The following is a 23,180-nucleotide window of genomic DNA, read 5'->3' as shown; positions in this document are numbered from 1 at the left end:
TCTATCGGCGGTTCACCCGCGCCACGAGGGCGGCGGCGCGCAATCCGTTCTCGGATGCGACTTCGCACATGGCAATCGATCCCGGCGCATAATCCTGGACAAGACTGTCGGCGGCCAGCATCAGCGCCAGCGCGCCGCTGGCCGCGCCGGTATCGCCGACCGTCATCGCCGGATAGGCCGTCGCCATCAGGGTGCGGTGCGTGCGATAGAAGCGCGGTCGGGCAATCAGCATCTCCCAGCCATGGTAGCGCTCGCCATTGCCGTTCGAGACGACGAAGTCGATGTCGGGTTCCGATGGTCCCGATCCCGAAACGGCGTCGCGCAGTGCGCCGAGCATGGCGCGGCCCTGGCTGTAGCGCTCGGAAAGGATGCTGTCCGTCTCCTGGGCCATGCCGATGCCATGGATAGCGGCCACGACAGGCTCGCGGCCGGGTTCCCGCAGCAGCCGCACGAAGACGGCGGCCTCGCCGGGAACCAGTCCTTGGGCGTTGTTCGCGCCCTGTAAACGCCCGGTCCGGCTGAGCCGGCCGAGGTCGGTGTGGTTGACGAGGCTGTCGACGCCGCCGAGCAGCACTTGCGCCACGCCTTGCTCCTCCATCAGCGCAAGCGCCCGTTCGATCAGTCCCACGCTTGCGGCCGCGCCGCCGTCGATGACGCGCGAGGCGTGATGGAACCTCAGGCCTGTCGCATCGACAACCGCGGCCAGGAAATCGCGCGCCGGAATATCCACGAACCCCGGATGGTTGCGAAAGCTCTCCGGCGTGGTGATGAGCAGCGCGGTTGCCGCCGCGACACCCGGCCCGTCCGTGCCGAGTGCCTCGTTGATGGCGCGGGCGGCCATGTTGACCAGCCATTCGCCTTCGTTGCGGCGCAGATGCCGGTGAGTGGGTATGCGCGCGACAATCTGGGGCATCCCGAACGGTTCGGCGAGCGTGATTTCCTCGAAGGCCGAAAGGCTCGCCCGAATGGCCGCGATCGTTTGCCTCGCGTTCAGCCCGGCGGGCGTCACGGCGCCGCCGCCGGCGAGGTAGAGCGGCCGCTTCATGGCTGCCACACGGCGCGGTCGACGGTGCCGTCGCCGCCACGCGGGCTGAGATAGGTCTTGCGCTTGCGCCGGGCCACGAGAAAGGCGGGCGTGACATGGCCGAAGACGATTTCCCGCAGCGCCGGTGTGTTCCGTTTTGTCACGTGTGAAAAGCGCGCTTTCAGTGTGACGCGCCACAGGTCCGGCTCGACAATCACCGTGTCCGCGGCAAACGGACGTTCCTCGACCCGGTTGTCATAGATCAGCCGCACAGGCGCAACGACGCGCGGCAGGCGGAAGTCCCAGCGGCCGTTCGGTGTCATGCCGATGATCGTGACAGTCTCACCGCCATGGATTGCCGGCAGGTGCTGGTCCGCCGGGGCGCACAGATTGTAGCGCGGATCGAAATTCTCGGGAGGCAGAGGCCACTGCGTGTCGATCCAGGCTTGGTCGTAGGTGCCGGCGAGCTGCAGTCTCGGCATCCAACCCCGCCCGAGCGGGCCGAAACCGGCCGGTCTGGGTCGATCGGAGGGGCTGAGATAAGGTTCAGCGGGATAGGTGACATTCGGGGCTTGTGTGCGCACTGCCGGATCGGCGGAGGAGGCATGGTGATAGCCGACGCCGACCGGGTTGCGTCGGTAAAGCCGGCCATCTGGCAGCGTCCCGCCATAGGCGCGCTCGTAAACGATCGGCATGGTTCGGAACAGGGCCGGCGCGCTGTAGCCGCCGGCGTCGTAGATGCGGTCTCCGACGACGTTGAGCACCTTTTGCAAGCCACCGACGCGGAAACCGACCTGCATCTCCGCCACCGGACGGCCGTTCGGCGCGTGCGCCGAACCGTTGACAAGGATTTCGGCGGCCGGCTTATGCGGCGCAATATCGGCTTCGTAGCGATTGGAGGAATTGGCCGGATCGCCGAACGGGATATCCCAGAGCGCGACCGGCATCTGGTCTTCGCAGACGTCCAGTGCCGCTGCGCCGTCGAGCGCATCGAAGCTTGCCGAGAACATGACGACCAGGACTTCCTGGCCGTCGGCGTCGAGTTGCACATGTGTCGCGGTGGCGAAGGGCGTGCGATTCTCGATCCCGACCGCGAACGCCATCGCCATCGTTCAGCACCAATTGCCGTGTTCGTCGAGGCCGATCGGCCAGTAGGGCATGGCGGTCAGCAGCGTCGAATAGTCGTCATGGCCGCCCTGGATCAGCCACTCGAGAAGGAACACTTCGGGAGGTACCGCGCTCGACGCGGAACGCCGGTTTTCCTCGTCGCACGCGAGCCAGTACTTGCGCACTAGCCAGACCACTCTCGGGTGGCCGGCGGGGCCGGCAATCCCGTTGGCCTCGATCGTTTGGAGGATTGCCTCGTCCATCGGTAGGCCGGTCTCCATGCGCTCCTCGACACTCGCGTCCCACGTCTCGGAGGCGACAGCGAACACGTCCACGAATTCGAGCAGATAGGCGGCGAACAGGTCGCGATGGCCGGCCGTGCCGGTCACCGGCGCCGCCTCTTCCGCGCGGCCTCGGACGTCGCCGGGCGCTCGGAGCAGCCGGTAGGTTCCGTTCTTGATGTTGTGGTTGACGAGCAGCGCCATCGCTCAGCACTCCTCGAATTCCGGATCTTCCCCGATAGGAATGAAGTCGAACGTCCTCATGAAGTCCGCCAGCTCGGGCTCGGTATCGTCGAGCCAGGAGAGCAGCAGCGTCACCGGCGGGACCGGCCCAGCCCCTTCGCTTTCCTCGGACAGTTGCTTGGCCTCGGAGCCCCACATCTCGTTCCCGTGTTGCGGCACACCGCGCAAAAGCGAATCGTTCAGCCTCGTCGTTTCGAAGTAGTACTTCCGAAACAGGGCAATGACGCGAGGATGACTCGCGGGCCCTGCCGGCCAGCGAGTGTCGACAAGCTCCTTATTGACTTCATGTGCGTGTAGATCATGCCACCATTCCAGCAAAGGTGGAACGGCAGTCTTCAATTCATCTGTCCAGAGATTGTAGATTTCCTGATGCTTTGCCGAAATCATTTCACACCTCTATATGTTGATACCCCTGATATTCGCGTTCATCGCATCGTATAGCTCGCGGCGATCCAGTGCGCGCATGTCCTTGGACTGCTGGCTGCTGTGGGCATGACAATGCGGCTGGCACGGAAGGTCGCGCATCCGCTGGGCGAAGCTGTCCTCATCATGGCACGCTCCCATCTCCCATGCGACCTTCTGCGGCGGCTGGTGATCGGCGATCATCGTGACCTTGCCGTCGGTCTGCTTCTTGATTTTCGCGTCGATGTCCTTCAGCGCCTTGTCCTTCTTTGGCCCTGGAGCCCGACGAAGGATGTTGGCGCGGTCCTTCTTGCACTGCCAGCAGGCCTGCCCCTGCACGGAAGCGCGCTGGGTCTCGGTCGTGGGGGTATAGTCCTCCGAGTACTTGTAGTCGCGCGGGCAGTCTTCCTTCATCGCGTCCTTGCCGACCACCACCGAGAAGTCCACCATGGCGGACACGTCGACCGTGTTCGGCAGCGGGCTCGCGGTATTCTGCTCCATCGGATCGCCGTGGCGGCAGACCCCCTTGCCCTCGACCTTGACCGTGAACGACCAGAGCTTGAACGAGCCCTTGCCCTTGATGCGATGGGTGACCACGCCGGCGCCCAGTCCCGGTGTGGCCGCTTCGTTGCCCGTACTCAGCGCCACTTCGGAAGAGTTCTCCAGCGCCGTCGGTGTTCCCTGCACCTTGACGCTCTTGCTGCCTTTGATGAGATCGCTGGCCGAAAGCATGTTGACATATGGAACCGGCACCGGTCCCGCCGGCGGCGGCGGCGGGCTGAGGCAGACGTCGCCCGGCGCGACGCCCTTGCCGCCGCTTGCCTGGTGGAAGAAGCCCATCTTTTCGGCGTAGACCGTGTTACCCATGGCTCAGGACTCCGGCGTCTCCGGCCGTGCCGCGCGCATCGCGGGCAGGGCATTTTGAGCAAGGTCGTGGATGTCGGCGAAGCCGAACTCCCTGACCTCCCAGTCGTCGCTCCAGAATGCGATCTTGTCGGTCGCGGCGGCGGCGCCCGGAGGTGGCAAAATCTGAAGGCTTTCGGCCAGCCGGGTCTGCGCCCAGTAGTTGTCGACGCAGTTCTGAAGAAGCGAGGCCACGGCATCGTACCACGGGTCGCCCGGCTCCGGCGGGGGGCCAAGCCGGACGATGGCGAACGGATAACGGCGGCCGACGCGATCCTCGCTCATGCGCCAGGCGCCGGCACAGGGCTGGTCGCCGAAAATGCCGCCCTTGACGATGAAGCGCCAGACACGCGAATCCAATTCCCCCTCGTCGGGCCGTGCGCTCAGTTCCATCGACATCCAGCGGTCCCAGCGGTCGATGAAGGTCCGCGGCAGGTTCGCGGCGACGAAATCTCCGGTCGCCGGAATCTTGCCGAAGAAGCCGGTGTTCATATCTGCGGCGGACATGAGAATTTCTTGAACATCTGCAAATTGTAGGGATTTTCGACGCTTGCCGCCTTGAGCTCGAAATCCGCGTACATGCCTTGCGTCCCCAATCGCAGGCTGTAGACATCGGACAGTGACGTGCCGGTGAAACGGCCGCTGCGCAGCATCCTCAGCCACGCCCAGCTGCCTGTTTCGTTCAGCATGACCTCAGGCGAGCCGTCGATCGGCTGGAAGGCCAGCGAGATGACCCCGGTGCCGTCCTTGCCGGGCCAGGTCATCGGTTGCGGCCGCGTCGCGTTGTTGTAGTAGACGAGGTTCTGGCCATCGAGATTGAGGGTCACGCGCGTGACGTTGGGAGACAGGTCCTTGGGTTCGAGCGTGAAGCTCATCACCGGGCCGGTACCGCCTGGAAAAAGATCATCTCGTATCCGCCTGGCCTGTTCGAATGCCGCCAGGGCCGCCGGGTCCAGCCCAAAATCGGCGCGCCACCTCCATGGCTGGCTGGCGGTGTCGACATAGCTGATCAGGTGATCGTTGATGAAGGCGTCGATCATCCCGGCCGGCCCGAACAGGCGGGCGAAATCGCGGACGTTGACGTCCACCGCGCTCTCGGGACTGAACGGATAGCGGTCGTTGAGCGCCGCCTGGCAGAACGGCAGGATGTCGGCGCGCCAGATGGCGTTAAGCTCCGAGGTGACGGCCTTCTGGGTCAGGCCGCTGGTGTCGCCGGCGATGCCGCCGAGCCAGTCGTCGACCGGATCGGGCAGGATCTGCGCCTGCCTGGCGACCGCTCCCGTCAGTTCGGCGAGGCCGCCCTGTTTCTTGATGGCGTCCTGGGGGTCGGGATTGGCCGTGACCGTCTGCAGCACGTTCGAAAGTGCCGTCAGGGCCACCACCGCGGCGTCGAGTGCCGGCGGCTGGCCGTCGACCTCGGCGATTGCGCCCTTGAGCGGCTTGAAGTGTTCGGCCACCAGATTGCCGGTAAGATCCACCTCGTTGGCGGATCCTGCGCGTGGCAGCAGTTTTGCCCCTGTCTTCACGATCTTTCCCAGCTTCCCCAGCTTGCCGAGCAGTTTCGAGCCGCCCTTGGCTGCTGCCTTGTTGTCGGCCGGCGCTTCATCGGATCGAGTGAGCTCGGTCTCCTGAACGACCGCGGTAAGCAGGCGCTTCAGCGCGGAATCAGCGCTCGAAAGGTCCTTGAGGTTCTCACTGGCGACATTCAGGTCGGCCAATGGCGCGAGCCTGATATCGCGCAGGAAGCTGTCCCATTGTGCGATGTAGTCTTCGTAATAGAGTTTTAGAATATCCTCGGACAGCGCCGAGACAGAGGTTTCGGAATTTTCCGAACAGCCTCCGGCAAAGACGGCCCGATCGAGTGCGGCCTGGGCGGCGACATCCTCGATCCGGTCGAGGATGGCATCGTGGAAGCCGGAATAGGTGAATGCGCCTGAAATGCCGACGCGCAGCGTCTTGGCGGAACGCCGTGCAAAAACCTTGGCGCCGTTGGGGCCGGCGAAATTCGCGGGGATCCATTCCTTGAGGCCGGCCACCGCCGGATCGGCCAGCAACTGTTTGTAGGCACGCGCCGGCAGCGAAATCGTGCAAACTGTCTTCAGAGCCTCGGCAACCAGCGCCTGATCCGGGGCGATGTAGCTGTCGTCGACCGCCATGCGGCGGATCGCGGCAAGCTGGTGCTCCTCCGCGTCGGCGGTCGGAAAGGGCGCCGCCGGCGCGAATTCCGGCAAGTCATTGACCCACCAGTTCTGGACGTAATCGGCGTCCATCTGCGACAGGCCCGTCATCATGCGATAGGTCTTCAGCGCCCCCAGCATGAAATCCGGATCGCGGATCTGCCGCCACATGGTCGCCTCGAGCAGAGCGACCATATGCGGCTCGAGAACGTTGCGCAGAGCGTGGTCGTAAGTATCGGCCTGCGCCCGCAGCAGCTCCGCCGATGCCGATGGCCCCAGCAGATCCTGGGCACTGCTCGGCGGTGCCGTACGGGCATTTGCGACCTCGGCCATCGTAGTGAGCGCGCTATCGATGGCGGGCTGCTCCACCGATGCCGGGCTCGCGGCTGCTGCGGTCAGTGGCGCCTGCAGCGCTTCGAACTGGCTCGCCTGTGCTGCGATCGCATTGCGGTTGTCATAGTAGGACCAGGTGAACATTGCACCGGCCAACAGGGCGGCGGCGGCGCAGGCTGCCGCGGCGCCACGCCAGATCCAGGCGCGGCGGCGCTGCGCCAGCGGATCGAATGTCCCCAGGCCGGCTTCCCTGAAGATGACCTCGGTCAGCAGATTCTTCAGGAAAAAGCTGCGTTTTTCCACGCGCGGCGCTGGCATGGCCCGTCGGGGCGGAAGACCGAAGGATGACGACAGCGCCGCAGTCAGCCGGTCAATGGGCGCCCCTTCCTGGGTCGCTGACGTCAGATAGAGGCCGCGCAGCCAGGCGGCTTCTTCGTACCGGCTTTCGCCAAACATCGCCTCGATCAGCACCTGGATCGGCTCGGACAGGCTCGTGAGCTGGGCGGGAAATCTGAAAATCTCGGCGCGGGCGGCGAGTTTGTCCTCGTCCTCCAAGCGTGGCACCAGCCGCCGCTCGAGTTCCGTCGCAAGGGTGGCGATTTCCCGCTCTATGGTCTTTGCGTCGACACGCGCATCGAGCGCGAAGGTCGTCCCCCACACCTGCTCGCGCGAGGCCGTCGACAAGCCGCCGAAGAAAGCCTCGAAGCCCTTGATCAGATCGGCCTTCGTCAGCATCAGATAAACTGGAAGGCGGATTTCGAGCCGGTCGTTGAGCTCTGCCAGCCGACGGCGGATCTTGCGGCCGTGAGCCTTGATGGCTTCGTCGCCCTCCGAAAGCGCGTCGATCGACAGCGCGACGATAACGCCGTTCAGCGCCCGGCGGCCGCGGTGCTTTTTCAGCAGGTCGAGGAAGCCCAGCCATTCCGCCGCATCGACGTCGGGCTGACTCTCCTGCTGCACATAGCGGCCCGCCGTGTCGATCAGAACCGCGTTCTCCGAGAAAAACCAGTCGCAGTTGCGCGTGCCGCCGACCCCCTGCAGGTCGTCGGTGAGATCGATCGGAAAGTTCAGGCCGGACTGGCGCAAAGCCGTGGTCTTGCCGGTGGCAGGCGGCCCAACGATCACGTACCAGGGCATCTCGCGCAGGAACTTGCGTCCGCCCAGCTTGCGGCGCTTCAGTTCGGCCATCACCTCGGCGAACTTGGCGCCAACGGCTGCGACGTTCTCTTCGCCGGGGCTCAGCGGTTTTTCCACCGCTGGCGCTGCGATTTCGGCGACGAACATGCGGTTGGCTCGGATCGCCCGGCGCTGCGCGACGATCAGCCAGATCAGCCAGAAGATGACCAGCAGCGCAATGATGACAATGCGCACGTTTTCCGAGGCGAAGGGTTCGTAAGCACCGACCCTGACGATCGGGCCGAACACCCAGATAACCAGAGAAAGCAGCGTGATGCCGATCAACGTCCACAGCCAGCGCGATGTCAGAACCGCCCATAGGAAGCGCAGAATGAACATCTCACAGCCTCTTCTCGACCAGCACCTCGACGCGGCGGTTCAAGGCCCGTCCCGCGCGCGTGCTGTCGTCGGCCACTGGATCGGTAGCTGCACGTCCTTCAAAGCGAATGCGGTCCTGCGGCACACCGTTCTGGACCAGCATGTCGGCAATCGTCGCTGCGCGCGCTTCCGACAGCCGCTGGTTGGTGGAAAGCGGATTGGACCGTTGCAAAGGAACACTGTCGGTATGGCCGACCACGGTGATATTTCCGATCAGTTCCTGATTGGCGAGGATCACTTTGGCGATTGAACCGATCAGCGGTTCGAAGCCTTCCGTCAGTGTCGGCCGCGACGACTGGAACAGTTCGGGGTTGGAGGCCTGAATGATCAGCCTGGCCAGCGAAACGCTCTCGGTGCCGCTTAGCGCGGCTCTGAGATTCGCCGGCGCTCCGGCCTGAAACTCCGGCACCAGCGCGAAATCCACCGCCTCTGGCGGCGGCGCGTCGACCGGTGGCGATGTGCGGCTGATTTCGCCGCGCGTGGGTGGCGGCAAGGCACGAACGAGCGTGGAAAGCTCGACCGCCTGGCTGCTCAGTCCCATCGACAGCCCGAGATAGATTGCAGTGGCGATAACCGCCGCACCGAGCCCCATCACCCAGATCGGAACGATGAAGCGCTGCGGCTCGTCGGATGCGATCACGCCTTTCCAGTTTGGCGACAGCGGCGCGCCGTCGGCATCCGCATCGCGCAAAAAGCGCGCCGCAGCAACGCGAACGGCATTGAGCGAGCGGTCGCCCGACCGGCCTGGCACACGATACTTGCCGCGGAAGCCGAGCGCGAGGCAATGATATTGCAGTTCGAGCAGCTCGCGATCCCGGTTCGGATGGCGCTCCAGTTCATCGAGACGCGTGAAGAACTGCGTGCCGGCATCGACATCGCCTCGCAGCATCACCACAAGCGGCTGGCGCGGCCATGCGCTGGCACCACCCCACGGCGTGTTCAAGGCCAGATCGTCAAGCAACGCCGCCACAACCCAGGCTGCCTGGTCGGCGCGCTCCAGAGAGGACCCTGCCGCCATTGCCGCGTCGCGTGCCCGAACCAGCTCATCCAGCAACCGGGTGCGCAACGCTTCCGGGTTTTCCGGCGGCAGCGCGCTTTCAAGCTCGGGCGCGAACTCGAGCAGGGGCGCGAATGCGTTGACAAGCGTGTTCGGATGCGTACGCGACCGTTTGATTGGCACACCCGACAAGAGTGGCGTCATCGGTCGCGGCATCGGCGCGCCGGTCAGTCGTATGCGAGTGCGTTCGCGATCCTCCGACAGTCCGAAAGGATCATCCCGGCTCATCATTTCACCTGTTTACCGAATAGCAGTCCACCTGCGGCTCGCTCGGCAGTACACCGGACACGCCAATGACAAAGCCGGGGGCGTCGAGCAGCGAGGCCCAGTGCTCGCTTTTCTGATCCAGCTCAAGGCACAACCGATCGCCATCGTAGGGGATTTCGCGGGGCTGGGAATGAAGCGGTTTCAGTGGAATGCCGGGCAGACGCGATTTCCACAGGCCCTCGAACTGATCGGCAGAACCGACAGTCGCCTGGTTGACGAAAATCTTGCGCAAGGCGTCTTCCGACAGCTCGGAACCGACCCGGATGACGATTCGGCTGGCCACCAGCAGTTTCGGGTTGTCGATGCGGATTTTCCAGACATTGGTCGAATGCCGCATGACGGGTAGGGCGCGTGATTTAGGCTCGATGTAACGCAGGCTCAGGATGAGTGAGCGCAAGGCGTCCGCCAGCGCCGAATAGGCGGGGCCGGGCGCCATGTGATCGTAGGCGGGCAACTCGCTCAGCCGCCGCGCGCTCGAGCCATAGGTCGCCATTGAACCAGCAAGACCGGCAAGCTCCAGGTAAAGCTCGGCCGGATGGAAAACGTCCTGCGCCAGCATGTGGGCCAGTCGCGGACGCGCCGCATTGGCGAGATTGAGCATCAACAGGTCTTCGACGCTGCGCCCTGGCCCGCCCATGACCATTTTGCCATGCGCCTCGGCGATTTGGTCGAGGCCGGTGACGACTTCCAAAAGCAACTGCCGATACCAGGCCACCGCTCCGGTAACCAATGTCGGCGGCAGGAACGTCTCATCCAGGGAGACGCCGCCATCGGCTCGAACCCCTTTGATGTCCGCTATCGGCAGGGCGGTGTAGCCACCAACCGATTTTCCAGGTGCAAGCAGCATCGCCTGCGGACGGGCGATTTCGATTTCCTCAGGATCTGAACCGCCCTGGACGGCGTCGCGGACGGTAACGATGCGCCCATGATAGCGCGCGCCCGTCGATGCGGCGTGCGCCGGATCGAAGCCGACACCGCCGGCAGGCTCGAGCGGCAGGGCGACCAGCACCGGTCCGGCGCCCGTGTCGGCGGTGACCGGCAGCGGTCGTGGCGCATCCATCATGTCTGGGATGGAGAAGGGGGTCCCATCCGGAAAGATGCCCCGGGCCGACAGGATAGAGACCTGGCCGGCGTCGAGCATTGCCTGGTCCAGCGTCAGCTGCTGAAAGCCGAACGTATGGAGCTGCCCGGCCTGCAACGCGCCGCGCACAGTCGCCTCGAAAAAGCGATCCTGCTGCTGAAAATGCTGGGTCCGGAGAAACAGGCCTTCGGACCACAGCACCCTGTTTGCATCGCTCATGCCGCAACTTTCTGCATCGAGCACCCCTTGCCCTGGCCGCTAGGCGGAAATGCCGCCGCTGCCAAGAGTGACGTTGACGGTTACTTTTGACCCCGGCGACACCGACTTGGTTGTACGCCAGCTCCGGCCGCCAGGCTCGCGGACGAGGGCAACGAAGCCCAGCGCAGCTGCGTCCGGCTCGACCGTGATGGTTTTGGATGCGGTCTTTCCAGGTCCGATGGAGATCTGGTCGGATCCAATGAGATCGCCTCCAAGTGCGGAGCCGGCATCCCCCTGCAACGCGAAATAATCGGCCGAGTTGAATTTACCGGTGCTGCGCAGCCGCATCACGAGGACCGTCACGGGCCGGTCGCCGCCACCTGGTCCCGGGTTCATGCCGGCCGCGCCGGTCAGATTGACAGTGACCGCCGATGGTTTTGGCGGACCACTCTGGCAAGCCGCCAGCAGCCCGGTTGCGCCCAGGGCAACGATAAATTCACGGCGATCGATCATTTTTCACTCCTCCTCGTATGCATCCCGAAAATCAGCGCCGATTTCGCCGAGGAAGCTCGATTCCGCACTCTGGGCGATTTCACGATGGCGTTTCTGGTATAGCTCCCACAGCTTGGCGCTGCGCCCGCCCGAAAGCAGGGTGCCGATCGCGGAACTCGACTTGAGCTCTTCCTCGATCGCTGCCGGGTCAAAACGGTCAATCATTCGCCGCAACGCGGACTGCACGCCTCGCCAGGCGCGCACGTGATGTTGCGCGAGATCGCGGACCGCGTCGGCGATTGCGGCTTCGCCGGCCAGAAATCCGGGGCTGCGCTCCGCGATTATGGTCACGATGGCGTCGTCGACCGTCGGCAGAAACTTGAGCGGATTGACTTCAGAGGCCCCCACCACCGTCTGGGCGACGCGAGCGTTTCCCTTTTCCTCGGCTCGCTTGCGAAGCAGTTGCATCAGGCCTTCCATCATGCGCCGATACTCGCGACCGAACTTCTCCATTTCCGCGACGCTGTCGCGTCCGGGAAAATCGGCTTCTTCAATGCCCATGCCACGCAAGAACGCGGTGCGAAGCGCCGTGTTCGCCTGTTGCGCCGCTGCCGGGGAGGGGGCGGGCGCAACGCCTGCACGGGGCGGAGAAGGGATATCTGCCGCCTGGCCAGGCAAATCCCAGGGATTGGCCGACTGCGGCCTTCCGGCGATGTGTTGGCGTTGACCCGTCGAGCCGGCACCGTTTCTCAAATCGGGCGAGGCTGCCGGCCCGAAACCGAAATCGTTATCGAAATCGGATGACCTTCCTGGAACAGGCTGGCCTGGAATGGACTGGCCCCGAACGGGCTCGCTTGCACCGGAAGGCGTTGGATCGAGGCTAAATGGGTCTGCGGGGCCTGACGCACCACGTGGTTCGGAATAGGCAGCGCCTCTCGGCGCGGGCGTCGCTACCGGGTCGAGGCTGAACGGGTCGTCGAAGGCAGGCGAACTGCGCTGGTTGGCGCGCTCGAACGCTCCTGGAATTGGCTGCTCGAACGGGTTCGGCAGATCGGCGGGGCGCAGTCGGCGCGGCTCTTCTTCGACCGTGGCTGAAAAGAAATCATCGCGGCCGATGCTTACCGGCGCTCGTGATGCCGGCGGCGACCGTTCCGGGAACGATTGGCTGGCTGCTGGTGCTTGAGCGGCCGGCGACTGCAGATCGACGCATACGATGTAGTCGCCCAGCCTCAGCCGCATGCCGTTCTGAAGACGGACCGACGTCCCGGCGCCGAGCGGGCTGTCGGAGTCGTTTATGAACAAGCCGCTGCTTGATGTGTCGGTAACGAAATACCCATCCCGCCCGCCGGTGATCCTGCAATGGGCGCGTGAAACGAACATGTCGGGATCGTCGATCTGCCAGCCCGCGTCCGCGCTACGGCCGATCACCAGTTCACCCTCGTCCAGCCGGGTCTGCCGTACCGCCTGGGTCCGTGGCCCGTGCTCCAGCGTCAGCAGCAGACTCATGCCGCGACCTCCGCCATTTCCGGCCGCCATCCGACGATTGTCCGCAGCCGCATATCGTCAGCATCGCCCCTTTCAGCGGGCCGCGCAAGCCAGCTGGTTCGGCCGAGCTGCACCGCTCCGATACGGGGCTGCGGCACTGCTTCACGCGCGAGCACGATCCGCAGATCGACATCGAGCGATTCCCCAACCATGTCGCGAACGGCCTGTTTGAACATTTTCAGACGTTGACCGCCCGGCAGGAACGTTTTGAACTCCTCATACCCAAGCGGGCCGACGCGGAGTTCGATCCTGCTTTGGCGGCTGAAAACGCGCGGGCCGATCGTCGCCCCGCGACCCAGCACCGCGTAAGCTTTGGCAAGTCGGGTCTGGAGCGACGCCGGTATGGTCATCCAGGTAGCAACGAACTCCTTGATCTGGACCGGGACCTTGAACGCTTCCGCCAGGAACAGCGTCAGCCGCTCCGGACCGTCGACCTGGCTGGCGAGCGACGCGGCCTGGCGAAGCTTCACGGCGTCGAGATCGGGATTGTCGGTGCCGGGGAGTCCGATTCCCGCCATGGCTTCAAGCATGGCCCTTACCCGGCCGCCGACCGCCCGTTCGACCTGTACTGCCGGATGCGCGTCGGCCCAGGCCCGATAGTACAGGGCGATCATGCGGTGCTGGAGAATATTGACGAAGTCCACGAACGTCGTGTCGCTGGTCTGCCGTGCGTCGGCGCCGGTGAACCAGCGCTGCGACAGACGATCGAGCACCCAACGTGTCAAATGAAGCGGCATCGGGCCTTCCGGTCCCATCAGCCCGAGATTTGCAACCGTGACCCGGGCCGGCGTCCCGACCTTCCCCGGCGTCTTGTCCTTCGCTTCGCGGAACGCAACCACGTCCTTAGCGGAAAAGCTAAGACGCACATGCTGCCCGAGCCTTGCCGGCTCGCGATCCGCGGGGCCGGAATAGCCGAATAGCCCGCCCCTGCGTTCGAGCCGGCGCAACAGTTCGAAAAAATCGAATGTATCATCCAGCTCTTCGACCTGGTCCAAGTCGAATTTGTCTAGATCAGGTAGCGATTGCCGGGCGTCATCGGCCATGGCACATCCTCCTGCTTCTGCAGCAGCCGCGTGCGGGTCCGCACAAAGCCGTTTAGTCCGGCGTGACGGGCAAACAGCCGTGCAAGCAAGGCTGAAAGCAGCAATGTGCTTTGCCCTGCCAGGACCGACTGGTCCACATGCAGCGTCACTTCCGTGCCCCGTCCGAAGCACATCGGCCCATCGATCTGCAGCCGCTCGATGACGGACCGCGAGTCGATGCGAACGATCGAGTGCACATTGCGGGCGAGGCTCGGATCTCCCCGGTCGGCATAAAGATCGAGCAGCGCATGCAGCGGATCGACACCGCGGCCTTCCTTGGCAAGGCTGAGAAAGTTGAGCGCCAACTGCGCCACCAGCCGCCAGGCGAGATTGTCGGCGCGGGATTCGCCTTGGGCGCCCGCCGGCAGCGCGGCCGGGATAGCCGGCTGGGGCGGGCGCAACGCACCGATAAGCCGGACCGTTTCGACCGGATCGCCAGTTTCCAGCGTCAAGGTAGGGTTGTCGTCGAGGATCGGCAGGTCCCGGTTGGTGCAAAGCGCCATGATGTCGAGACGCTTCAGCGGCCGGTTCGCCGGGCTTCCGGCCGGCCGTGAAACCGAAAGGAAAACGTCGTCTCCGGTGTATGAAGTACGGGTCAACCCGTCGCGCCGTTCATCTTCGGTGGCCCGCCGAGGCCGCCGTTCGGTGGAGTAGACCCAGCCATTGCTGCGGTTTTGCCCCAGGCTGAAGAGCTCCGGAATTTCGGCGTCGGGACCCTCGGCGTCGGCGTCCTCGACGTGGGTGACCCGATAGATTTCGAAGTCCCGCGCCCGCGTGCGGTCGGCATGCACCACTTGCCGCGTTCTGCGCGGATCAAGCTCGATGACGTTGCAGTCACGCTCGAAGAGGTTGATGATCGGCGTCGCAAAAAGTTCAAAATCCGCCGGCGTCACATCGGCAAGTTCGGGTACTGGACGCCGGAACATGAAGATGATCTCGAGCCCGGCGTCGCATCTGCGCACGACCGATTGCAGTCCTGAAACCCGCACGTAGTGAAAGCGCTCGGGCATCATGAAATATTCGCGCAGCAGACGGTACCCTTCGAATGTCGGACGGGTTCGAGGCATCAACGCCTCGTCGTCGCTGATGCCGACCATTTCGGGCCCTGGCAAAGGCGCCAGCGGATTGGCCTTACCCTCGGCTCGTGCACCAACGGCCGAGCAGGCGCCGAAAATCGCGTCGAACAGCAATGGCGCTTTGGCGCGCCCGGCGAAATAGAAATCAAGCCGCTCAAGCGCCAGTTCGTCGAGCCTGCCTTTTCCGGCCCGACCCAGCGTGATACGCAGCGCCGCCTCGCCGCCAACGCCGCCGATCGGTGTTATGCCGGCCGCTGCCAACCCGCTGCGATCCTGGAAATAGCTTACCGAGGTGATCGTTATCGGCCAAAGCGTCATTTCCTGCGCGGTGGTGAATGTACAGCGCGTCGACAGGCCGGGTTGCAGACTGGACACCAGCCGCGTGTTCCGGTTGACGACATGGCCGGCAATCATCGACTGGACCTGCTGGCCGGGTTTCAGCACTGCCATCGCCGTTGCCGGCGCCGGCGTAACCAGATCGGGATAGAGGACATCCAGGACGCTGCGTGAAAACCGCGAACGCTCGGCATCGACTTTCAACCGGGTGCGCGCAGCGAGGAAAGCGACGCCGTCAAGCAGACGCTCGACGTATGGGTCCGGGCAGGGGACCGTATCAAGCGAAAGATTGCGCGCCACCGCCGGATGCATGTCGGCAAATTCCGCCGCGAGTCCGCGGATATGGGTCAGTTCCTCCTCGTAATATTCTACGAAGACCCGATCCATGTCAGCTGTCCCTGAATTCGGTCCGCGCCAGGCCGTTATCGAGATTGATCGTGGTGCGCAGGCGCATGCGTTCCGGCGTCGGCGTCATGATCAGCACAGCGTCTATCTCGATCTTCAGGCCCACACTTTTGTCACCAAGGGTCACCGTTACCTTGGTTGCGCTTTCCTTGAGACGGGGCTCGAACGTGGCAAGGACCGAGCGGATCTCGCGCGCCAGGGTCTCGCGATCAAAGTCGCGGGACGAACGGCCCGAGAAGGAAGGCACGCCGTAGTTGACCACACTTCGGCGCACCTCCGGAAAATCGGCCAGCGATGGCGGATTGTCTGCGGCCTGTTCGCTTTCGAAATCGGAGAGAAGCGGAACAGCTTCGAAACGCTCGGTGTTGAACAAGGCCTCGATGTCGCGCCGCACGGCCTCCTTGAGGACGCGAGCCGATACGACCACGCCACGGCTTTCGATCTCCGCGCGGTGTTGGGTCTGAAAGGCCAGGCGTTGCAGACGCCGCCTCTGATCGGGTGTCAGCTCCGCGTCGGTATCGATAAGCCGCGCGCTGCCCGCCAGCAGGGTATCCAGCCGGTCCTCGCCAAGCTCGTCCCGTAAGGTCTGGCGCAGCCCGTCTATCTCGGAGGTCACGCCCGGCAGGTCGTTGACGAGGCGGTCCCAAAGAGAGGGCTGGACCGCTTCGCGTTTCGCTCGCGAACTGCCGGTGATTTGTAACTTGTCCGAGCCGGGCCGCCGGGCCTCACTTGCCGACATAGACATCCATTTCGATTTCGTCATCCTTGTCATAGACGAACTTGATCTTCTTGTAGGCGAAGCTGACCTCCTCCTCGATCAGGTCTTCCTCGTCCTCGGCCTGCGACATGTCGTATTCCATGATTGATGCGTCGGTCAGGGTAACGACCAGATAGTCGCTGGTCTCCCCATCGATGGTCCGGCGGGCGGAGAACACAACTTCGTCCAGCGCCTTGTTGTCGAACAGCGCCTTTTTCAGATAGGGCGACGACTTGTCATAGTGCTTGGTGAACTTGATCATCCCCAGGGAAACACGACCGCGGCGTGAGAGCGAATTCGGATCGTACGGCGCGATTATCTTGTAATCGACCCCATGGACTTCGATTTCATCCTCGTGGCCGTCTCGAACGCTTGGACCTTTGATATCCGGAACCTTTAGAAAACCATCAATTTTCACTGGCATTGTCTTTCTCCACCGCTTTCAAACAGAACAAGGTGTGCTTGCTGCGAATCAAGTCTTTACGGACGGGAGTTCCGACACCAGCCGGAGCGAAGCGTTGATGCCCTCCAGCTGGTAATGCGGACGCAGATAGAAGCGAGCATTGTAGTAGCCCGGCCGTCCTTCCACGCTGTCGACCTGGACCTCGGCCGCAGCAAGCGGGCGCTTGGCGCGCGCCTTGTCGTCGGCAAAGGCCGGGTTGGCCAGCACGTATCGGTTGATCCACTCGGTCAACCAGATCTGCATGTCCGACCGCTCCTTGAACGACCCTATCTTGTCGCGCGCAATGGCTTTGAGGTAATGCGCAAAGCGGGAAACCGGGAAAAGATAGGGCAGGTTGGCACTCAGCCGCTCGTTCGACTGCGCGTCGGGATCGACCAGCCGGCCGGCACGTGTCTCGTCATCCTGCAGCGAATGCGCGCCGATGAAAGCCGCCAGATCGGTATTTTTCCTGTGCAGGATGGGCATCAGGCCGAGCTTGGCCAGTTCTGCCTCGCGCCGGTCGTCGATGGCGACTTCCGTAGGACATTTCATCGCGACCGATCCGTCATCGGTGGGGAAGCTGTGCACCGGCAGGTTGATGACGGTGCCGCCATTCTCGACGCCGCGGATCTGTGTGCCCCAGCCATAAAGCTTGTGGCTGCGGTTTATGTTCACGCCCATCGGGAAGGCGGCGTTCATCCAGACATACTTGTTGTGGTCGCCGTGGACCTCTTCCTCGAAGGTGAAACCCTTCACCGGAACAGTTTCCGAGCCATACGGCAGTCGTGCCAGGACACGGGGCATGGTCAAGCCGATATAACGCGCATCCTCGCTCTCGCGCAGCGATTGCCACGAGGCATAGGCCGGGTTGGAGACGATCATCTGCAGGTCCTGCGGGTTCGGCAGTTCCTGCCAGCTGTCCATGCGGAACAGGCGTGGCGACGCGGCCGCGATGAACGGCGTGTGCGCGGAGGCGCAAATGCCCGAGATGTTGCGCAACAAGCCGACGTCACGCGGATGGTTAGAGAATTCGTAGGCGCCGATCAGACAGCCAATCGGCTCGCCGCCCAGCATCGAATACTCGTCCGTATAGACCTTCTTGAAGATCGGGCTCTGATCCCACATCTGGCCTTCATAGTCTTCAAGCGTGTCGGCGAGCTGCTCCTTGGAAATGTTCATCACCCGGATCTTCAGCTTCTGATCCGTTTCGGTGTTGTTGACGAGATACCAGAGCCCGCGCCATGTGCCTTCCATTTCGCGCACTTCCGGCGCGTGCAGGATCTCATTGACCTGTTCCGACAGCATCTTGTCGATGCCTGCGATCAGCGACTTGATCGACTTGATCGCGTTGGACGAGATCGTCGTGGTATCGGAACGGGACTGTGCCGCCAGCGCGAGATTGCGAACGAGTTGCTGCAGTTTTTCGCTGTCGTCCTTCTTGACCTTGAAATCCTTCTCGAGGAGTCCGCTGAATTCTCCGAGATCAATGGCCTCCGCCTCGGCGGCGACGGCTGCGGTTTTTTGCTGTTCGGCCATGATTTACACCTCAACCTTGTCTTCGTCGGACAGTGCCTGGCTGGCGATCTTGCCAAGAAGCGGCTCGTTGTTCAGAAGCTGCGCGATGCGCTTTTCGGCGTCGACACGGCCGTCCATGAAGCCGAGCAGCTCCTCGAGCTGGCGACGCATCTTGAGAATCTCGGCCAGTTGCGGAACTTGCTCGGCGATCTTGTCCGGGGCGAAATCGCCCATTTTGGTGAAGGTAAGATCGAGTGCCAGCTCTTCCTCCCGCTCGGCGCCCTCAGCCTGAGGCAGCGTATTCTTCACGCGGGCTTTGACGCGCGGCCCAAGCGCCTCCATGAAACGGGGGAAGCGGTTGGCATCGGTCTCGACAAAGGAGCGGTCCAGTACCGACTTCATCGCTTCCCTGGTCTGTGAAGCGCCGGAAAGATCGGCCATCACGCCCATGACGAACGGCAATTCGATCGTCGTTGGGCTGCCATAGGTTTCCACGTCATAGGCGATCTGCACGCGCGGCGCGCGATTCCGTTCGATGACTTTCGCTTTGCTTTCAGCTGCCATGGCTCGTTACCTTTCATCCTTCTGGGCCGTCTTCTTGGCATCGGGAACGCCGGCAAGAAGCCGGAATTCCTTCAGCCCCGACGGGGCGAGATCTTCCATCAGTTCAACGAAATCCATATGCACCATCCGGCGCACGCGGCGGGCGAGGTGCGGGATCGGGCTCGACGGTTCGGTGCGGTCATAGAAGGCGACGACGAGGTCGAGGCATTTCACGACGTCGTCGCGCGAGGAAATCCGATCCGGGAGCGCCGTGCTCGGTTCCGCGTAACTCGCCATACTTGCCATAGTATCGGCTCCATGACCGTTTCGAGCAGGCATTTCCGGATCTGCAGTCGTGGGGGCAGGCTCGGCCGCGCCGTTCGTCGCGGTCTCGATTGCCGAATTCCGTTCGAGGGTCGACAGCAAACGCTGCAGAAACCGTTTCAATTCCGGAACAGCGGCGCCACCGCCCTCGAGACGGACGTTGAGAGCCGTCTCGACCGCCTCGAGAGCCGTGATCGTCGCTCGGGCATCGGCGATGAGCGCCATCATCTCGGCATTGGCCTGATCGGCCTGTGCCGCGCATCCGCTATGGACCCGGTTCAGTAGCTGCCCGTGCGCGCTGACCAGCGCTGCCTTTTCGGCCGCATTCAATCCTGAAGCCGATTCCAGAAGCATGAGCCGTTCGTCGAGGGCGCCTTGTTCCAGGTCGCGTCCGCTGATCGGTCCGATAGGGCGCGGCGCGAAGAACGTCATTTTCCGCAAGTCCGCCAACAAACCGTCCTGGCCATTCTGGAGGTCGAGCAGGGCGTTGATGCGACGCAAGGCGGCGTCGCGCGGTGAAGCACTGGGCCGCAGGGCCGGATGCATGGTCTCCCAATGCTGATCGAAGGTCCGCGCGATAAGGGTCAGACCATGCGCGAGTCCGGCGAGCCGCTGCTCATTGGCGAGCGCGCGCGTGACAATGACAAGCAGGCGCAGATCCCGGCCATGCGCACGCAATTCCTCCGCCTTGTCGAGGACGGCAGGCCAGTCGACCGGAATGGTGTTCTCCGAGGAGGGTTTGTTGTGCCCGCCATGGACGACCTTGACCTGGGGCTCGGTGAGACGCTCCAGCTCATGAAAGGCTGGATCGTTGCGCAAATCCTCCCCTGACGGATTTTCACCGTCCAGCGGATTCAGCCAGAGTGCGAGATCAATCACACCATCCCCCAGCGAGCGGCTCCTGGGCCGTGCGTGACCCAACGTTACCACACCGCGACACTTTACCACAATTTAGTTGCTGCTCAATCTTAATGGAAGCTTGCAGAGGGGGGCCTGAGCTCGAAATCGCTGGCGCAATTGTCGAACCCTGTATGTGAAGGCATCAGCAAGAGCTGGGCACTCCACGGCTGTTTGTAGCCGAAGGCGTCGGCTTTGCTGTCAGGGAAGAAGTCGACTGGTTCGAACACCCAGACGCCCCGTCGATAACGCTCTTTGTCAAGTCGCTGCTTATGTGGCAGTTTATTGCCTGGCAGATTGGAGGAGCAAGTTCAATGGAACAGCGCCGGTCGTCGCAGAGCTTCAAACGCAAGGAACTGGTCGGTAAGCTCAACCCCGTCTGTTTGCGCGCCTTCAAGGCTGCGGCCGACACCGCCAAGCTGCGCGGCAACCCTTATGTCGAGCTCGTTCACTTCATCGAACAACTGGTACTTTCCGACCGCTCCGATGTGCAACTGATACTGCTGGACGCCGGGGTGGATGCGAGCCGGCTCACGGCCGATATGACCCGCGCCGTCGACAAGCTGCCCTATGGCGCCACTTCGATCGAGGAGTTTTCCGATCATATCTTCTACGCCATCAAGGAAGCCTGGAACCTGGCAGCGCTGGAATTCAGCGTCGAGGAGGTCCGCAGCGCCCATATCATCCTAGCCTGCCTCAAGACGCCGGTGCTGGACGGCCTGCTGTCGAAGATCAGCGGCGAGTTTGGCAGGATCGATGCCGACGCGGTCATCGCGCGGTTCGCCGAGGTGACGGCGGGTTCACTCGAGGCCGGCTCCCCCGCGGCAGCTCCTGCCGCCGAAACACCGCGGCGGGCTGCGGGCGGGGATTCGGCGCTGGCGAAGTATGCGACCGACCTGACCCAGCGCGCCCGCGACGGCAAGATCGATCCGGTTGTCGGACGCGATCCGGAGATCAGGCAGATCGTCGATATCCTGATGCGACGCCGGCAAAACAACCCGATCCTGACCGGCGAGGCCGGGGTCGGCAAAACCGCGGTCGTCGAGGGCTTTGCCTTGCGGATTGCCGAGGGCGACGTGCCGCCGACGCTGCAGGGCGTCAGTGTGCGTATGCTCGATGTCGGCCTGATGCAGGCGGGCGCAAGCGTAAAGGGCGAATTCGAAAAACGACTGAAGGCGGTCATTGACGAGGTCCAATCCTCCGAAACGCCGGTCATCCTCTTCATTGACGAAGCTCACACCTTGATCGGCGCCGGCGGCGCGGCAGGAACCGGTGATGCGGCCAATCTGCTGAAGCCGGCGCTGGCGCGGGGTGAGCTTCGCACGATCGCGGCAACGACCTGGGCCGAATACAAGCAGCACATCGAGAAGGACCCGGCGCTTACCCGTCGCTTCCAGGTCGTCAAGATAGATGAGCCGTCGGAAGCGGTGGCCGTTCTCATGCTGCGCGGTGTCGCCGTTGTCCTCGAGCAGCACCACAAGGTGCAGATCCTCGATGAGGCGATCGAGGCGGCGGTCAGCCTGTCCCACCGCTACATCCCGGCGCGGCAGCTGCCCGACAAGGCCGTGAGCCTTCTCGACACCGCCTGCGCCCGTGTCGCCATTTCGCAGCATGCCACCCCGGCGGAGGTGGAGGACATTATGCGCCGCCGCCAGGCGCTGGAGGTCGAGCGCGCCATCATCGGCCGCGAGGCAGCGATTGGCATCGACGTGGCCGACCGGCAGGCTCGGGTCGAAACCGGGCTTGCCGAGACCGAACTCACGCTTGCTGCCGCGCAGGAACGTTGGGATCGGGAAAAGGCGCTGGTTGGCGAGATACTCGAATTGCGCGCCAGGCTGCGCGGCGAGGGTGTGCCGCTCGACACTGTGGAGACTCCCGAGGCGGTTGCCGAAACAGCAAGTGCGGATGTGCCCGAGATCGAAACGCCCGAGATCGAAACGCCTGAAGCCGATGCGGATATAAAGGCCACTGCCGATCCTTCTCCACCCGATCCGGCTGCCGATCTCGCGCGGCTGCGGGAGCTGATGGCTGAACTCGCAGAAGAGCAGGGCGAGACGCCGCTGATCCTGCCGTCGGTCGACCGCAACGCGGTGGCTGCCGTGGTGCAGGACTGGACCGGCATCCCGACTGGCCGGATGCTGTCGAGCCAGACCGAAAAGGCGCTGCGGCTCGCCGCTACCCTGTCCGAGCGCGTGGTCGGTCAGGATCACGCCATGGAAATGATTGCCAAGCGCGTGCAGACCAGCCGGGCCGGGCTCGGCGCGCCCGAAAAGCCAGTGGGGGTTTTTCTGCTCTGCGGTCCCTCGGGCGTCGGCAAGACCGAAACCGCGCTGGCCCTGGCCGAGACGCTCTATGGCGGCGAGCAGAACCTCATTTCGATCAATATGTCCGAGTTCCAGGAGGCGCACACGGTTTCTACCTTGAAGGGCGCGCCACCCGGGTATGTCGGCTACGGCAAGGGCGGCATCCTGACCGAGGCGGTCCGGCGCAAGCCCTATTCGGTGATCCTGCTTGACGAGGTCGAGAAAGCGCATCCCGACGTGCATGAAATCTTCTTCCAGGTCTTCGACAAGGGAATGATGGACGACAGCGAAGGCCGGCGGATCGATTTCAAAAACACGCTGATCCTGCTCACCTCGAACGTTGGCTCCGAAGTCATCATGGACCGGACCAGCAGCGGCACGGTACGGGCGGGGCTCGACGATCTCGACACGGCATTGCGCGGCCCGCTGTTGAAGGTTTTCCCCGCGGCCTTCCTTGGCCGGGTGGTAACCATCCCGTACTACCCGCTCTCGGACACGATGATCGAAGCGATCACCCGGCATCAGTTCGCCAAGATCGCCCGCCGGCTGCGTTCAAGCAACGATGCCGAGCTGGTGATCGGTGACGGCGTCATGGATCTGGTCAAGGCCCGCTGCACCGAGATCGAATCCGGCGGGCGGATGATCGACGCCATTTTGACAAACACGCTTCTGCCGGAATTGAGCCGTGGCGTGCTGAACCGGTCGCTCGAGGGCGAAAAGATGACGAAAGTGACTGTCGGAGCCTCCGAAGGAGGATTCACCTATTCCTTCGAATAGCCCAGCAGCAATTCTATAGTTGACGCTTTGTATCGGAGCCGTAGGACCGCTCAGGGCGG

General features: G+C 63.4%; 19 protein-coding genes. 1 reads left to right on the top strand and 18 read right to left on the bottom strand.

Features of this window, described 5'->3' with window-relative positions; translation table 11 throughout:
* Position 1: 1 nt before the first annotated feature.
* Genes ACWTU7_RS01470 through tssA form a run of 18 tightly spaced genes read right to left on the bottom strand, consistent with a single transcriptional unit; the run spans position 2 to position 20,023 of the window.
* Positions 2-1,045: a hypothetical protein gene (locus ACWTU7_RS01470; RefSeq protein WP_455837435.1), complete on the bottom strand. Its 1,044-nt coding sequence runs from the start codon at positions 1,043-1,045 to the stop codon at positions 2-4.
* Positions 1,042-2,133, bottom strand: coding sequence for a DUF2169 family type VI secretion system accessory protein (locus tag ACWTU7_RS01465; protein ID WP_455837434.1), 1,092 nt, complete (start codon positions 2,131-2,133; stop codon positions 1,042-1,044). Before ACWTU7_RS01465 ends, ACWTU7_RS01470 begins: the two co-directional genes overlap by 4 nt.
* Before the next feature lie 3 nt (positions 2,134-2,136).
* Positions 2,137-2,616, bottom strand: coding sequence for a hypothetical protein (locus ACWTU7_RS01460; RefSeq protein ID WP_455837433.1), 480 nt, complete (start codon positions 2,614-2,616; stop codon positions 2,137-2,139).
* A gap of 3 nt (positions 2,617-2,619) precedes the next feature.
* Positions 2,620-3,042 (bottom strand): hypothetical protein, encoded by a 423-nt coding sequence (locus ACWTU7_RS01455; protein ID WP_455837432.1) that lies wholly within the window; start codon positions 3,040-3,042, stop codon positions 2,620-2,622.
* Between the two features lie 9 nt (positions 3,043-3,051).
* On the bottom strand, positions 3,052-3,924 hold the full coding sequence (locus ACWTU7_RS01450; protein WP_455837431.1) for a DUF4150 domain-containing protein: 873 nt from the start codon (positions 3,922-3,924) through the stop codon (positions 3,052-3,054).
* 3 nt (positions 3,925-3,927) lie between these two features.
* Positions 3,928-4,452, bottom strand: a complete 525-nt coding sequence (tagF, locus tag ACWTU7_RS01445) for a type VI secretion system-associated protein TagF (RefSeq protein WP_455837430.1) — start codon at positions 4,450-4,452, stop codon at positions 3,928-3,930.
* A complete protein-coding gene (gene tssM / locus ACWTU7_RS01440) occupies positions 4,449-7,985 on the bottom strand; it encodes a type VI secretion system membrane subunit TssM (protein ID WP_455837429.1) in 3,537 nt (1,178 codons plus the stop codon). Before tssM ends, tagF begins: the two co-directional genes overlap by 4 nt.
* Before the next feature lies 1 nt (position 7,986).
* Positions 7,987-9,309 carry a type IVB secretion system protein IcmH/DotU gene (icmH, locus tag ACWTU7_RS01435; protein ID WP_455837632.1) on the bottom strand — a complete coding sequence of 441 codons (1,323 nt, stop codon included), beginning with the start codon at positions 9,307-9,309 and terminating at the stop codon, positions 7,987-7,989.
* 4 nt (positions 9,310-9,313) lie between these two features.
* Positions 9,314-10,648: a type VI secretion system baseplate subunit TssK gene (tssK, locus tag ACWTU7_RS01430; protein ID WP_065006952.1), complete on the bottom strand. Its 1,335-nt coding sequence runs from the start codon at positions 10,646-10,648 to the stop codon at positions 9,314-9,316.
* 39 nt (positions 10,649-10,687) lie between these two features.
* Positions 10,688-11,140, bottom strand: coding sequence for a type VI secretion system lipoprotein TssJ (tssJ, locus tag ACWTU7_RS01425; protein ID WP_065006842.1), 453 nt, complete (start codon positions 11,138-11,140; stop codon positions 10,688-10,690).
* Positions 11,141-11,143: 3 nt separating this feature from the next.
* Positions 11,144-12,625, bottom strand: coding sequence for a type VI secretion system-associated FHA domain protein TagH (gene tagH, locus ACWTU7_RS01420; RefSeq protein WP_455837428.1), 1,482 nt, complete (start codon positions 12,623-12,625; stop codon positions 11,144-11,146).
* Positions 12,622-13,707, bottom strand: a complete 1,086-nt coding sequence (tssG, locus tag ACWTU7_RS01415; RefSeq protein ID WP_455837427.1) for a type VI secretion system baseplate subunit TssG — start codon at positions 13,705-13,707, stop codon at positions 12,622-12,624. Before tssG ends, tagH begins: the two co-directional genes overlap by 4 nt.
* Positions 13,671-15,545 carry a type VI secretion system baseplate subunit TssF gene (gene tssF, locus ACWTU7_RS01410; protein WP_455837426.1) on the bottom strand — a complete coding sequence of 625 codons (1,875 nt, stop codon included), beginning with the start codon at positions 15,543-15,545 and terminating at the stop codon, positions 13,671-13,673. The genes tssG and tssF overlap by 37 nt, the downstream gene beginning before the upstream one ends.
* Position 15,546: 1 nt before the next feature.
* Positions 15,547-16,302 (bottom strand): type VI secretion system baseplate subunit TssE, encoded by a 756-nt coding sequence (gene tssE, locus ACWTU7_RS01405; protein WP_455837631.1) that lies wholly within the window; start codon positions 16,300-16,302, stop codon positions 15,547-15,549.
* Positions 16,289-16,744: an Hcp family type VI secretion system effector gene (locus ACWTU7_RS01400; RefSeq protein ID WP_023801311.1), complete on the bottom strand. Its 456-nt coding sequence runs from the start codon at positions 16,742-16,744 to the stop codon at positions 16,289-16,291. Before ACWTU7_RS01400 ends, tssE begins: the two co-directional genes overlap by 14 nt.
* A gap of 48 nt (positions 16,745-16,792) precedes the next feature.
* Positions 16,793-18,298, bottom strand: a complete 1,506-nt coding sequence (tssC, locus tag ACWTU7_RS01395; RefSeq protein ID WP_095519758.1) for a type VI secretion system contractile sheath large subunit — start codon at positions 18,296-18,298, stop codon at positions 16,793-16,795.
* A 3-nt stretch (positions 18,299-18,301) separates the two neighbouring features.
* Positions 18,302-18,841, bottom strand: coding sequence for a type VI secretion system contractile sheath small subunit (tssB, locus tag ACWTU7_RS01390; protein ID WP_455837425.1), 540 nt, complete (start codon positions 18,839-18,841; stop codon positions 18,302-18,304).
* Between the two features lie 6 nt (positions 18,842-18,847).
* Positions 18,848-20,023, bottom strand: coding sequence for a type VI secretion system protein TssA (gene tssA, locus ACWTU7_RS01385; RefSeq protein ID WP_455837424.1), 1,176 nt, complete (start codon positions 20,021-20,023; stop codon positions 18,848-18,850).
* Between the two features lie 332 nt (positions 20,024-20,355).
* Here tssA and tssH point away from each other — a divergent pair, with 332 nt between their 5' ends.
* Positions 20,356-23,121 carry a type VI secretion system ATPase TssH gene (gene tssH / locus ACWTU7_RS01380; RefSeq protein ID WP_455837423.1) on the top strand — a complete coding sequence of 922 codons (2,766 nt, stop codon included), beginning with the start codon at positions 20,356-20,358 and terminating at the stop codon, positions 23,119-23,121.
* The last annotated feature ends 59 nt before the right edge of the window (positions 23,122-23,180 follow it).

It is taken from the genome of Mesorhizobium sp. BHscii (genome assembly GCF_053848065.1).
The sequence above is the reverse complement of the archived record's forward strand: the minus strand, read 5'-3'. Positions and strand labels throughout refer to the sequence as shown.